The 13,536-nt window shown below is 72.7% G+C and carries 11 protein-coding genes and 1 pseudogene; 10 read left to right on the plus strand and 2 right to left on the minus strand.

Annotated features, from left to right (window positions below; translation table 11 throughout):
• On the plus strand, positions 1-1,383 hold a 1,383-nt coding region (locus B9S58_RS26310; protein WP_103534518.1), incomplete at its 5' end, for a BACON domain-containing protein.
• A 27-nt stretch (positions 1,384-1,410) separates the two neighbouring features.
• Here the strand turns inward: B9S58_RS26310 and B9S58_RS26315 are convergent.
• On the minus strand, positions 1,411-2,271 hold the full coding sequence (locus B9S58_RS26315) for a hypothetical protein (RefSeq protein WP_103534519.1): 861 nt from the start codon (positions 2,269-2,271) through the stop codon (positions 1,411-1,413).
• 204 nt (positions 2,272-2,475) lie between these two features.
• On the opposite strand from B9S58_RS26315, the gene B9S58_RS26320 reads away from it, so the two are divergent.
• The 4 genes from B9S58_RS26320 (at position 2,476) to ilvD (ending at position 7,095) form a co-directional block, all read left to right on the plus strand.
• The gene (locus B9S58_RS26320) at positions 2,476-3,426 is read left to right on the plus strand and encodes a Ppx/GppA phosphatase family protein (RefSeq protein ID WP_103534520.1); all 951 of its coding nucleotides are present in this window, start codon (positions 2,476-2,478) and stop codon (positions 3,424-3,426) included.
• A gap of 197 nt (positions 3,427-3,623) precedes the next feature.
• On the plus strand, positions 3,624-4,454 hold the full coding sequence (locus B9S58_RS26325; protein WP_181009463.1) for a sugar phosphate isomerase/epimerase: 831 nt from the start codon (positions 3,624-3,626) through the stop codon (positions 4,452-4,454).
• Positions 4,455-4,467: 13 nt separating this feature from the next.
• A complete protein-coding gene (locus B9S58_RS26330) occupies positions 4,468-5,085 on the plus strand; it encodes a TetR family transcriptional regulator (RefSeq protein ID WP_103534522.1) in 618 nt (205 codons plus the stop codon).
• A gap of 159 nt (positions 5,086-5,244) precedes the next feature.
• On the plus strand, positions 5,245-7,095 hold the full coding sequence (gene ilvD, locus B9S58_RS26335) for a dihydroxy-acid dehydratase (protein ID WP_103534523.1): 1,851 nt from the start codon (positions 5,245-5,247) through the stop codon (positions 7,093-7,095).
• 257 nt (positions 7,096-7,352) lie between these two features.
• Here ilvD and B9S58_RS26340 read toward each other — a convergent pair.
• Positions 7,353-9,006: pseudogene (locus tag B9S58_RS26340) on the minus strand (PQQ-binding-like beta-propeller repeat protein).
• Positions 9,007-9,138: 132 nt separating this feature from the next.
• Here B9S58_RS26340 and B9S58_RS26345 point away from each other — a divergent pair.
• The 5 genes from B9S58_RS26345 to proC all read left to right on the plus strand — a co-directional run bounded on the left by B9S58_RS26345 (position 9,139) and on the right by proC (position 12,776).
• Positions 9,139-9,483, plus strand: a complete 345-nt coding sequence (locus B9S58_RS26345; protein ID WP_103534524.1) for an SH3 domain-containing protein — start codon at positions 9,139-9,141, stop codon at positions 9,481-9,483.
• A gap of 44 nt (positions 9,484-9,527) precedes the next feature.
• Positions 9,528-10,085 (plus strand): hypothetical protein, encoded by a 558-nt coding sequence (locus B9S58_RS26350; protein WP_103534525.1) that lies wholly within the window; start codon positions 9,528-9,530, stop codon positions 10,083-10,085.
• A gap of 142 nt (positions 10,086-10,227) precedes the next feature.
• A complete protein-coding gene (locus B9S58_RS26355; protein ID WP_103534526.1) occupies positions 10,228-11,076 on the plus strand; it encodes an ABC transporter ATP-binding protein in 849 nt (282 codons plus the stop codon).
• Positions 11,073-11,870, plus strand: coding sequence for an ABC transporter permease (locus tag B9S58_RS26360; RefSeq protein WP_103534527.1), 798 nt, complete (start codon positions 11,073-11,075; stop codon positions 11,868-11,870). The genes B9S58_RS26355 and B9S58_RS26360 overlap by 4 nt, the downstream gene beginning before the upstream one ends.
• 96 nt (positions 11,871-11,966) lie before the next feature.
• Positions 11,967-12,776 (plus strand): pyrroline-5-carboxylate reductase, encoded by an 810-nt coding sequence (proC, locus tag B9S58_RS26365; RefSeq protein ID WP_103534528.1) that lies wholly within the window; start codon positions 11,967-11,969, stop codon positions 12,774-12,776.
• Positions 12,777-13,536: the final 760 nt, after the last annotated feature.

The following is a 13,536-nucleotide window of genomic DNA, read 5'->3' on the forward strand; positions in this document are numbered from 1 at the left end:
CTCGCCACGCTCGCCTGGCCCGAGGCCGCGGGCACCGCCCCGGAGCAGCGCGAGGCCCTCGAACTGGCCGTACGCCACCGGCTCACCCCGCGCGCCGTCGCCGCCGTGCTCGGTCTGGAGCCGGCCACCGCCCAGGAGCTGCTGGCCGGCGCGGCCTGCGAGGTGGAGCGCACCCGCGCGGCCCTCGCGGTCGTCGAGACCGGCGACTGTCCCACCGTCGCCCGGCTCACCGGCGACCACCAGGTACTGCTCTCCGCCACCCTGCGCCGCGAGCTCGTCCGGCACGTCGACGACTGCCCCCGCTGCCGCCGGGCCGCCGAGCGGGCGGATGCCGCCGGTCCCTGGCCCGGAGCGGCCCTGGCCCCGGTCGCAGCCCTGCCCGTCGTCGAGGCCCCCCGCCCCTCCGTGTACGTCGCGACGGCCCAGGCCCAGCGCTCCCGCGCCGCGGGTCCGCGCTTCGACCGGTCCGGGTTTCCGCTCGACCCCAAGGACCAGGCCGCCCGCCGGGACCGGCTGCGCGCCCGGGTCGTGACGACCACGGTCGTCGCGACGGTGGTCGCCGCCCCCGTGATCGCCCTGTGGGCCGCGTACCGGGGAGCGCCGCAGACCGGCGAGGGCCACGACGGCACCTCGGTCACCGCCACGGAGGTGGAAGACGCCGCCGGCATGAGCGGCGACCCGTACGCCCCCTACGAGAACGCCGGCAACGGCCGCCCCGGCGGCCGCCTCGGAGCCCGCGTCCCGGACGTCACCGCCGAGGTCGTCGGCACCGGCGGCGCGCAGCAGGGCGACGCCCGGATGACGGTGACGGCCCGGACCTCCGGGGCCGTCACGACACTCACGCTGACCGCCTCCGGCCGGGGGCCGGTCAGCTGGTCGGCGGCGACGGACGCCCCGTGGCTGCGCCTCAGCCGTACGTCCGGCACGCTCGCGGCCGGGCAGAGCACCACGATCGCGGTCTCGGTGATCCGGGACGCGCAGCCGGGAGGGCCGTGGCGGGCCCGGATCGCGCTGGCCCCCTCGGGTTCCGTCGTGATCATCGACGGCCACGGGGTGACGTCCCCGACGACGGGCGGCCCGCGCCCCACGCGCCCCGGCACGGACTCGCCCCGCCCCACGGACCCGGGCACCACGGACCCCGGCCCGACCGATCCGGGCCCGACCGGTCCCGGCCCGGACCCCACCGGTCCCGGGCCCACCGACCCCGGCCCGCCCGATCCCACGGACCCGCCGGACCCGCCGGACCCGACCGGTCCGCCCGACCCCACGGACCCGCCCGACCCGACACCGGACCCCACCGACCCCACCGACCCCACCGACCCGGGCCCCACGGACCCGGCCCCGACCGACCCGGGCCCCGCCGACCCGGACCCGACGGGCTGAGGGCCCCTCCATGCGACTCCGTGAGCCTCAGTGCTTCTTCTTCGGCGCGGGGGCGGGGTCCGCCGGGTGCGGGGCCATCGGCAGCAGCGAGGACAGCCGCTCCTCGCACAGCTCGACCAGCCGGTCGTAGCCCTCCTTGCCCATCAGCTCGATCAGCTCCGGGCGGTAGGACACGTACACCGGGTCGCCGGCCCCGTGCGCCGAGGTGGCCGAGGTGCACCACCAGTGCAGGTCGTGCCCGCCCGGACCCCAGCCCCGGCGGTCGTACTCCCCGATCGTCACCTGGAGGACCCGGGTGTCGTCGGGCCGGTCGATCCAGTCGTACGTCCGCCGCACCGGCAGCTGCCAGCACACGTCCGGCTTGGTCTCCAGAGGTTCCCTGCCCTCCCGCAGCGCCAGGATGTGCAGCGAGCAGCCCGCCCCGGCGGCGAACCCCGGCCGGTTCTGGAAGATGCAGGAGCCCTCCCAGCGGCGGGTCTGGCGTTCGCCGTCCTCGTCGACGCCGACCCAGCCCGTCTCCGCACCGACGTCGTGGAACTGCCACAGCTCCGGGGTCAGCCGCGCCACGTTCTCGGCGACCCGCTTCTCGTCGTCCTCGTCGGAGAAGTGCGCGCCCAGCGTGCAGCAGCCGTCGTCCGCGCGGCCCGCCTGGATGCCCTGGCAGCCGCTGCCGAAGATGCAGGTCCACCGGGAGGTCAGCCAGGTCAGATCGCAGCGGAAGATCTGCTCGTCGTCCGCCGGGTCGGGGAACTCCACCCAGGCCCGCGCGAAGTCGATGCCCTTCTCGTCGGAGGGGTCCGGTCCGCTCGCCTCCGGCTGTGATGCCTGCTCGTTCGACTTCTGCTTCTTCGTGGCTTTGTCCTGCTTAGCCTTTTTCGTCTTTGGCACGTGCCCAGAGTAAGTCCGACCGGCGCATGGGGGGCGGCGTCGCGGGGCCGGGCACGCGCTCCCCCAAGCTCTCGGCTCCGTTCGAGCAGGGGAGACCCCATCTGCCTCAATCCTCCGCCTTGCAACCGCACGCACCCAGCCCCGCTCCTTCTCCCACCCCCATGCGCCGGTCGGACTCGTCGCGTGGCGCAGTAGCGTTCCCCCATGAGACTCGGAGTCCTCGACGTGGGATCGAACACGGTTCATCTGCTGGTGGTCGACGCCCACCCCGGCGCCCGCCCGCTGCCCGCGCACTCGCACAAGGCGGAGCTCAGGCTGGCCGAACTGCTCGACGAGGGCGGTGCCATCGGCCCGCTCGGCGTGGACCGCCTCGTGACGACGATCGCCGGTGCGGTCCAGGCGGCCGAGGACAAGGGGTGCGAGGACGTGCTCGCCTTCGCCACCTCCGCGGTGCGCGAGGCGACCAACGCGGACCAGGTCCTGGAGCGCGTACGGGTCGAGACCGGCGTCGACCTCGCGGTCCTCAGCGGTGAGGAGGAGGCCCGGCTCACCTTCCTGGCCGCCCGCCGCTGGTTCGGCTGGTCGGCGGGCAAGCTCCTCGTCCTGGACATCGGCGGCGGCTCCCTGGAGATCGCCTTCGGCATCGACGAGGAACCGGACACCGCCGTCTCCCTGCCGCTCGGAGCGGGCCGCCTCACCAGCGCCTGGCTGCCGGACGACCCGGCCGGCCCGGAGCAGGTCAGGGCGCTTCGCAGGCATGTCCGGGCCAGCATCGCGCGGACGGTGGGCGAGTTCAGCCGGGCCGGCCGCCCCGACCACGTCGTCGCCACCTCCAAGACCTTCAAGCAGCTCGCCAGGATCGCCGGCGCCGCCCGCTCCACCGAGGGCCTGTACGTCCAGCGCTCGCTGAGCCGCAAGGCACTGGAGGACTGGGTGCCCAAGCTGGCGGCGATGACGGTCGAGGCGCGCGGCCGGCTCCCCGGAGTTTCCGAGGGCCGGGCCGCCCAGCTGCTCGCCGGGGCGCTGGTGGCCGAGGGCGCGATGGACCTGTTCGGCGTCGAGGAGCTGGAGATCTGCCCCTGGGCCCTGCGCGAGGGCGTCATCCTGCGCCGCCTGGACCACCTTCCGGCGGAACGGGCCGCCCTGCCCGGGTGACGCACGGCGGAACGGGCTGTCCTGCCCGGGTGACGCACGGCGGAACGGGCTGTCCTGCCCGGGTGACGCACGGCGGAACGGGCCGCCCTGCCCGGGTGACGGCAGGGGCGTGCGCACGCCCATGGCCCGATCACTTTCCGCCGGGGCCCCTCGGCGCGGCGCGCCACTGCCCGTAGGCTGTCCAGGTGGCAGAACCAGTGGTGCGCATCCCCGATGCGAAGGTCGCCCTGTCAACGGCCTCGGTCTACCCCGAGTCCACCGCGACGGCCTTCGAGATCGCCGCGCGCCTGGGGTACGACGGCGTCGAGGTCATGGTCTGGACCGACCCCGTCAGCCAGGACATCGAGGCCCTGCGCCGGCTTTCCGACTACCACCGGGTGCCGATCCTCGCGGTGCACGCCCCCTGCCTGCTGATCACCCAGCGGGTCTGGTCCACCGACCCGTGGGTCAAACTCCAGCGGGCCAGGGCCGCCGCCGAGAAGCTCGGGGCGTCCACCGTCGTGGTGCACCCGCCGTTCCGGTGGCAGCGCAACTACGCCAAGGACTTCGTGACCGGGATCTGGCGGATGGCCGGCGAGACGGACGTCCGGTTCGCCGTCGAGAACATGTACCCCTGGCGCTACCGGGACCGCGAGATGCTCGCGTACGCCCCCGACTGGGACGTCACCAACGACGACTACCGGCACTTCACGGTCGACCTCTCGCACACCGCGACCGCCCGCACCGAGGCGCTCGCCATGGTGGACCGGATGGGCGACCGGCTCGCCCACGTCCACCTCGCCGACGGCAAGGGCTCGGCCAAGGACGAGCACCTGGTGCCCGGCCGGGGCGACCAGCCGTGCGCGGAGCTGCTGGAGCGGCTGGCCCGTACGGGCTTCGACGGCCATGTCGTCATCGAGGTCAACACCCGCCGCGCGATGTCCTCCGCCGAACGCGAGGCCGACCTCGCGGAGGCGCTGGCCTTCACCCGCCTCCACCTGGCCTCCGCGTCCGCCGCCGGCCCGGCCCCCGAGATCCGCCGCCCGTGACCCCGGACCGCCCGTGACCGAGGACACTCCCGCACCGCGCCGCCGGGGCCGCCCCTCCCGCCGGGCCGCCGCCGAAGGCCCCGACGCCCGTACGCGGATCCTTCAGGCGGCCCGTACGGAGTTCGCCGAGCGCGGCTACGACAAGACGTCGGTCCGGGGCATCGCCAAGGCCGCCGGGGTCGACGCGGCCCTCGTCCACCACTACTTCGGTACGAAGGACGAGGTCTTCGCGGCCGCCGTCGAGCTCTCCTTCGAACCGGCTCTCGTCATCTCCGCCATCCTCGGCGGCCCCCCGGAGGGCCTGGGGGAGCGGCTGGCCCGCTACTTCCTCTCCGTATGGGAGAACCCGGCCACCCGCGTCCCGCTCCTGGCGATCCTGCGCTCGGCGCTCACCCACGAGGCGGCGGCGAAGGTGCTGCGCGGCTTCGTCCTGCGGCGGCTGCTGGAGCGGATCGCGGCCGACCTCGACATACCGGACGCGACGTTCCGCGCGGAGCTCGCGGCCTCGCACATGATCGGCATCGCGATGCTGCGGTACGTGATCCGCGCCGAGCCGCTCGCGTCGGCCGACCCGGAGGACATCGTCGCGATGGTGGCGCCGACGCTCCAGAGATACTTGACGGAGAGCTGAGCGCACCCGCCGGGGCTCCTTGCCGGGATGCTCACCCAGCGACCGCCTCGTCCCGCATTCCGGACAGCCTGTCCAGATCCTGGATCCGGGGCGTACGCTCGAAGGCAGTCTTTTCTTTATCTGTCGGAGGCAGTCCCCCTGCCGAAGGAGCGAGCGACGATGCCGCAGCTGAGGTCCCGCACGGTCACCCACGGACGCAACATGGCGGGCGCGCGCGCCCTTATGCGCGCCTCGGGCGTAGCGAGCGCGGACATCGGCAAGCCGATCATCGCGGTCGCCAACTCGTTCACCGAGTTCGTCCCCGGCCACACCCACCTCGCCCCGGTCGGCCGGATCGTCTCCGAGGCGATCCTGGCGGCGGGCGCGGTCCCGCGCGAGTTCAACACCATCGCCGTGGACGACGGCATCGCGATGGGCCACGGCGGCATGCTCTACAGCCTGCCCTCCCGCGACCTGATCGCCGACTCCGTGGAGTACATGGTCGAGGCGCACTGCGCGGACGCGCTGATCTGCATCTCCAACTGCGACAAGATCACCCCGGGCATGCTGATGGCCGCCATGCGCCTCAACATCCCGACCGTCTTCGTCTCCGGCGGCCCGATGGAGGCCGGCAAGGCCACCCTCGTCGACGGCACGGTCCGCAAGCTCGACCTGGTCAACGCGATCAGCGACGCGGTCGACGAGTCCATCTCCGACGAGGACATCCTCCGTATCGAGGAGAACGCCTGCCCCACCTGCGGCAGCTGTTCCGGCATGTTCACCGCCAACTCGATGAACTGCCTGACCGAGGTCCTCGGCCTCTCCCTCCCCGGCAACGGCTCGGTCCTCGCCACCCACACCGCCCGCAGGGCGCTGTACGAGGACGCCGGCCGCACGGTCGTCGAGATCACCAAGCGCTACTACGAGCAGGACGACGAGACGGTCCTGCCGCGCGCCATCGGCACCCGCGCCGCGTTCGACAACGCGATGGCGCTGGACATCGCCATGGGCGGCTCGACCAACACGATCCTGCACCTGCTGGCCGCCGCCGAGGAAGCGGAGCTGGCGTACGACCTCGACGACATCAACGAGGTCTCCCGCCGGGTCCCGTGCCTCTCCAAGGTCGCCCCCAACGTCGCCCCCGGCGGTACGTACTACATGGAGGACGTCCACCGCGCCGGCGGCATCCCCGCCCTCCTCGGCGAGCTCCACCGCGGCGGTCTGCTCAACGAGGACGTGCACTCGGTGCACTCCGACACCCTCGCCGAGTGGCTGAAGAACTGGGACGTGCGCGGCGGCTCCCCGTCCCCCGAAGCCATCGAACTGTGGCACGCCGCCCCCGGCTGCGTCCGCTCCGCCACCGCCTTCTCGCAGTCCGAGCGGTGGGACACCCTCGACCTGGACGCGGCGGGCGGCTGCATCCGCGACGTCGAGCACGCGTACTCCAAGGACGGCGGTCTCGCCGTCCTCAAGGGCAACCTCGCCGTGGACGGCTGCGTCGTGAAGACGGCCGGCGTCGACGAGTCGATCTGGACCTTCGAGGGCCCGGCCGTCGTCTGCGAGTCGCAGGACGAGGCCGTCGACAAGATCCTCCGCAAGGAGATCGAGCCGGGCGACGTCGTCGTCATCCGTTACGAGGGCCCGCGCGGCGGTCCCGGCATGCAGGAGATGCTCTACCCCACGTCCTTCCTCAAGGGCCGGGGCCTCGGCAAGGTCTGCGCGCTGGTCACCGACGGCCGCTTCTCCGGCGGTACGTCGGGGCTCTCCATCGGCCACGCCTCGCCCGAGGCGGCCTCCGGCGGCACCATCGCGCTCGTCGAGAACGGCGACCGGATCAGGATCGACATCCCGAACCGCTCCATCGAGCTGCTCGTCGACGACGCCGAACTGGCCACCCGTCGCGAGGCGCTGAACGGCGTGTACGCGCCGAAGAACCGCGACCGCAAGGTGTCGGCCGCGTTGCGCGCCTACGCGGCGATGGCGACGAGCGCGGACCGCGGCGCGGTCAGGGACATCACCAAGCTCGGCTGACAAGTCCGGGGGAGCCGGATCCGGCTTCCCCGAAAGCCCGCTCTTCCCGCGCCTGTTCTCCCGCCACCCCGGTGCCTGTTCTCCTGCCCCTCCGGCGTCTGCTTTCCCGTTCCCTCCCGCGCGTGGTCCCCGCCCCTCCGGCGTCTGCTTTCCAGCCCTCCGGCGTTCGAGGAGCGGGGTCCGGGGCGGAGCCCCGGGGAAAGCCCGGGCGGAACCCCGGCGGGAACCCGCGCGCGAAGACCAGGGCAACCCCGCCCTCACCAGCCCGCCGGGTCCGCCCCGTCCACCGCGAAGACCGACCCGTCCGGCGCCGTCCCCACGACCGTCCGCCCCGCTGTCACAGGGGCGGGCAGGTCGGACGCGTGCGTCAGCTTCCCGCCGCTCAGCCGCGCCCGGGTCTGCCCCACCAGCGCACCCCGGGCCGTGTCGACGGCCAGCAGCCGCCCGTCCGCGGCGGAGAAGTACAGGTGCCCGCCCTCCCCGAGCACCGGAGCGGAAGCCCGCCCGACCCCCGTCTCCAGCCGCCACAGGTCCGTTCTCGTACCGTCCGCCGCCGTGTCGACGGCGAGCAGCGACCCGCCCCGCGCCAGCAGGTACGCGACGTCCCCGGCCATGGCCACCTGCGGCCCGTCCAGCGTGAAGGGCAGCGGGATGCGGGCGGACGCGCCGGTTGTGGGGGCGTACCGGACGAGCTCGGCGGTGTCCGAGTTCTCGTCCATCGCCGTCAGCACCAGCTCCCCGGCGCCGGCCGTGCCGACCGGGGTGAGCACCCCGTCCAGCCGCCGCTGCCAGGACGCCCGGCCGCTCACGGCGTCCACCGCCGTGACGAGGGTCGACCCGCCGGATGGCGCGTGCTCGAAGGCGTAGGCGAGCCCGGCCGCCCCGTCGTACAGGGCGAAGTCCGGCCGTGTGTGCTGCGCCAGCGCGCCCTGCCAGCGGGGCGCACCGCTCGTGCCGTCCAGCGCCGTCACCGTGCCGTCGTCCGCGACGGCCAGCAGGGTGTCGCCCGCCGGGAACGTGGCACCGGGGCTCGCGGACAGCGCGGTGTCCCGGACGGCGGTGCCCTTCACCGGGTCGAACGCGCGCAGCTTCCCGTCCGGCCCACCGGACAGCACGACCCCGCCCGAGATGATCGGGGCGTGGGCGGCCCGCGTCGAGGACGACCGGGCCGACCACACCACGCGCCCGTCCGCCGGGTCGATCCTGGCCGTGCACCACCTGGTACGCCACGATGTACGGGCTGTCCGAGTCGAAGGGCCCCCGGCCGGTCGCCGCGTGGACGATCACGGCGCCCAGCGCGAACACGTCGGCCGGCGGTCCGACCTCACGCGGCCGCTGGAACTGCTCGGGAGCCATGTAGGGCGGCGAGCCGATCAGCTTCCCCGTCTCGGTGCGCAGATCACTGTCGTACGGTCGGGAGATCCCGAAGTCGATGACCTTGGGGCCCCCGTCGGTCAGCAGGACGTTGCTCGGCTTCAGATCGCGGTGGATCACGCCCGCCCGATGGATGTCCCGCAGCGCCTCGGCCAGCCCCGCGGTCAGCCTGCGCAGCTCGGCCGGGGCCATCGGGCCGTTCCGCTTGACCTGCTCGGCGAGCGTGGGTCCGGGAATGTAGAGGGTGGCCATCCAGGGCCGCCCGGCCTCCGGATCGGCGTCGACGACGGGCGCGGTGAACGCCCCGCTGACCCGCCGCGCGGCCGCCACTTCCTGCCGGAACCGCGCCCTGAAATCGGGATCCGTCGCGTACGGCGCGTGCACCACCTTCACCGCGAGCTGCATCCCCGAGGCCGAGCGCGCCAGATGCACGACCCCCATGCCGCCCGAGCCGAGACGGGCCTCAAGACGGTAGGCGCCGGCGTACTGCGGAAACTCCGCTTCCGGATGCGCTCCGGTTCCTCGCAGCGGCGGCATCGCCCACCCCCGTGTGTTCGTGCGCATGCGACGCACGGAGCCTAGTCGATGGTGCGTGCGAGAGGCACGGGGCTTGCTAGCCTGCGCGTCGTACGTGTCTCGCGTACGCGTTTCTCAACGGGGGAGGCCCACATGGGCGTTGAAGAGCACACCGCGGAGCCCGCCCAGGACGAGGTGGACGGAGTGGAGGGGGCGACCGTCACAGCGGCAGCCGCAGCCGCCGCGACGGGCACCCGCTACCCGATCGCCCCGGGCTACCGGGTCAATGTCCGCACCGGACCGGGCACCAGTTACCGCATCGTCAGAACCATGCCGTACGGACAGAAGATCCCGATCTACTGCCAGAAGCCGGGGGAGTGGGTCACCGGCCCGTACGGCACGTCGAACATCTGGGACAACATCGCCAACGGCCAGTTCGTCTCCGACGCGTACGTCTACACGGGGCGTGACGGCTACATCGCACCGCGCTGCGACTGACGGGTACCCCGGGCGTCCGGGGGCAACGGGGGATAATCGACCCCGTGAGCGAGAACAGCGCAGCCCCCGGCACCCCGCCCGCCGGAGGGACACCCTCCGGCGGCGCCCCCACGGCCCCGGGCCCGCGGCCCGAGCCCATCCGCTTCTTCGGTACGACGTGGGTCGACCACGACGGCGGCTACGGGCTCCGGCGCGCCGGCGTCGCCGTCGGCTCGCTGGCCGCCGCCGTGGCCGCCTGCTTCGTCCTGCGCTTCGCCTACCAGGGCCTGGAGATCGCGGAGACCGGCAGCCTCATCGGGATGCTGGTGATCGTGATGTTCTCCGTCTGCAGCGTCCTCGCGTTCCGCAAGACCTGGGAGGGTTTCGGCGCCCGCCCGAAGGACCCGGCCCGCGAGGACAACCTGCGCGGACTGAAGTCGATCGGTTTCATCGGCTCGCTCCTCGCCTACTTCGTCCGCTCGCTCACCGAGGCCCCGGGCGAGAAGCTGCGCCGCACCGAGTACGAGAAGGCCCGCGTCCAGTTCGAGAAGCGCCGCTCGACGCGCACCGGCAACCCGGCGGCCCGCAAGTCATCCGGCCGCAAGCGCCCCAAGCGCACGTAGGGCGCGCCCGGCGGATCCCGACCGGGCCCGCCCGCTCCACGGACGCCTCAGCCCGCCGACCCCGTCGGCGGGCTGAGGCGTCTGTCCGCTTCCCCCCTCCCACCCCTTGACGGACGGCAGCATCGGGCGAAGAATTCATCACATGATGAATTACGAGCCCGGGCCGGCGCCGACCGACCCCACAAACCCCCCGGACGCACCCCCGCCGCCGGCCCCGGCACCGCCTCCGGCGATCGAGGCCCGCGGCCTCACCGTCGTACGAGGCACCCGCACCGTCCTGCGCGCCCTCGACTTCACCGTCCGCCCCGGCAGCATCACCGGCCTCCTCGGCCCCTCGGGCTGCGGCAAGACCACCCTGATGCGCGCGGTGGTCGGCACCCAGGCCAAGGTCACCGGCACCCTTGACGTCCTGGGCCACCCCGCCGGAGACCCGGCTCTGCGCCCCCGCATCGGGTACGTCACCCAGGCGCCCTCCGTCTACACCGATCTCACCGTCCGGCAGAACCTCGACTACTTCGCCGCCGTCCTGCACCCCGGCCGCGCCCACCGGGCCGCCCGCCGCGACGCCGTCACCCGCGCCATCGGGGACGTCGACCTCACCAGTCACGCCGACGCCCTCGCCGGAGCGCTCTCCGGCGGCCAGCGCAACCGCGTCTCGCTGGCCGTCGCCCTCCTCGGCACCCCGGAACTGCTGGTCCTGGACGAACCGACCGTCGGGCTCGACCCCGTACTCCGCCGCGACCTCTGGGACCTCTTCCACCGCCTGGCCGCCGACCGCGGCACCGCCCTCCTCATCTCCTCCCACGTCATGGACGAGGCCGAACGCTGCCACCGCCTCCTCCTGATGCGGGACGGCCGCATCCTCGCCGAGGACACCCCGGACGCCCTGCGCCGCCGCACCGGCGCCAAGACCGTCGAGGACGCGTTCCTCCACCTGGTCGACGAAGCCGCGCCACCCACCCCTCCCCTCGCCCAGGAGACATCCCGATGACGGCCACCGCCACCACCCCGGCCCCGCCCGCGAGCGAAGGCGCCCCGGCCCGCCCGCTCACCCCGTCCCGCACGACCGCCACCGCGGGCCGCGTCCTGCGCCAGCTGGCCCACGACCCCCGCACGATCGCGCTCCTGGTGATCGTCCCGGTCCTGCTGATCACGCTGCTCCGTTACGTCTTCGACGGTGCGGCCGGGACCTTCGACGCCACCGGAGCCTCCCTGCTCGGCATCTTCCCGCTGATCACGATGTTCCTGGTGACCTCGATCGCCACCCTGCGCGAACGCACCTCGGGCACCCTCGAACGCCTCCTCGCCCTCCCGCTCGGCAAGGGCGACCTGATCGCGGGCTACGCCCTGGCGTTCGGCGCGGTAGCGGTGGTCCAGTCGGCGCTCGCGACGGCCGTCTCCGTCTGGCTGCTGGGCCTGGACGTCATCGGTTCGCCCTGGCTGCTGCTCCTGGTCGCCCTGCTCGACGCCCTGCTCGGCACCGCGCTCGGCCTGTTCGTCTCCGCGTTTGCCGCGTCCGAGTTCCAGGCGGTCCAGTTCATGCCGGCGGTGATCTTTCCCCAGCTCCTGCTGTGCGGCCTGTTCACCCCGCGCGAGGCGATGCACCCCGTCCTGGAGGCGATCTCGAACGTCCTGCCCATGTCGTACGCCGTCGACGGCATGAACCAGGTCCTCCACCACACCGACATCACCGGCGACTTCGTCCGCGACATCGCCGTGGTCGCGGGAAGCGCGCTCCTGGTCCTCTGCCTCGGCGCGATCACCCTCCGCCGCCGTACGCCGTGAGAACCCCGATGCGAGGATGACGGGAGACGGCCCGAACCAAGAAGCCGACTCACAGCCCAGCAACGCCCAGCCCAGCACCGCCCGGAGGGTGAACGCATGACCCAGACAGTCGCAGTCCTCGGCACCGGCAAGATCGGCGAGGCCCTGCTCAGCGGGATGATCCGGGCGGGCTGGCGACCGGCCGACCTCCTGGTGACCACCCGCCGCGGTGACCGGGCCCGGGAACTGCACACGCGGTACGGGGTCGAGTCCGTCACCAACGCGGAGGCGGCCAAGAGCGCCGACATCCTCATCCTCGCGGTCAAGCCGCAGGACATGGGCAAGCTCCTGGACGAACTCGCACCGCACGTCACCGCCGACCGCCTGGTCATCAGCGCCGCCGCCGGCATCACCACCGCGTTCATCGAGGACCGGCTCGCCCAGGACACCCCAGTGGTACGGGTCATGCCCAACACCCCGGTCCTCGTCGACGAGGGCATGTCCGTCATCTCGGCCGGCAACCTCGCCACCGGAGCGCACCTCGCCTCCGCCGAGAAGATCTTCGGCGGCGTCGGCAAGACCCTGCGCGTGCCGGAGTCCCAGCAGGACGCGGCCACCGCCCTCTCCGGCTCCGGCCCCGCCTACTTCTACTTCCTGGTCGAGGCCATGACCGACGCGGGCATCCTGCTCGGCCTGCCCCGTGCCCAGGCCCACGACCTCATCGTCCAGGCCGCGATCGGCGCCGCCGTCATGCTGCGGGACAGCGGCGAGCACCCGGTCAAGCTCCGCGAGGCGGTCACCAGCCCGGCCGGTACGACGATCAGCGCGATCCGCGAACTGGAGAACCACGGAGTGCGCGCGGCCCTCATCGCCGCGCTGGAGGCGGCCCGCGACCGCAGCCGCGAACTGGCCTCCGGCAACGGCTGAAACCCGGCCCGGGCCCACCCTCCGCCCCCGGCCACCGGCACCACCGGCCGGGGGTTGACACACCCGGGACACCTCCGTAGTGTGCTCCGAGTTGTCCGACGTGAGCGCCGACCCCGGTCGGTCCCCGGACAGCCATTCCGCAGTAACCACGACAGGACGCGCGACCTCGTGTCGCATGCCTTTTCGTGTGGCTGCGCGAAATGAGGAATCCGCGTTCGAGGGAACGCACCCCGATTAGCGTCGGGGGGCAGGATTCCGCTAAAGTCTCACTCGTCGGAACGGCCCAACGGCCAGGAAGACGAACCCCGCTGACTGGGAATCAGGCCCGAAAGGATCTGATAGAGTCGGACTCGCCGGAAAGGGAGAACGCGAAAGCGGAGGACCTGGAAAGCGAAACTGCTTGACCCGCTTCGACCGGGAATCGGACACGAAAGAGTCTGATAGAGTCGGAAACGCAAGAACGAAGGGAAGCGCCCGGAGGGACCCGGTGAAACGGGACCGAAGGAAGCGTCCGTTCCTTGAGAACTCAACAGCGTGCCAAAAGTCAACGCCAAATATGTTGATACCCCGGCCTGCTTCGGCAGGTTGGTGGTTCCTTTGAAAGTCCTGCACGGGCCGCTTCGGCGACCGGGCAGGCAATTACACAGCGAGGACGCTGAGAACAACGGGTCTTATTCCGACCGGTTGTTCCGCTCTCGTGATGTGTGCATCCGATTACGGGTAAACATTCACGGAGAGTTTGATCCTGGCTCAGGACGAA

Source organism: Streptomyces sp. SM11 (assembly GCF_002910905.1).
GTDB lineage: Bacteria > Actinomycetota > Actinomycetes > Streptomycetales > Streptomycetaceae > Streptomyces.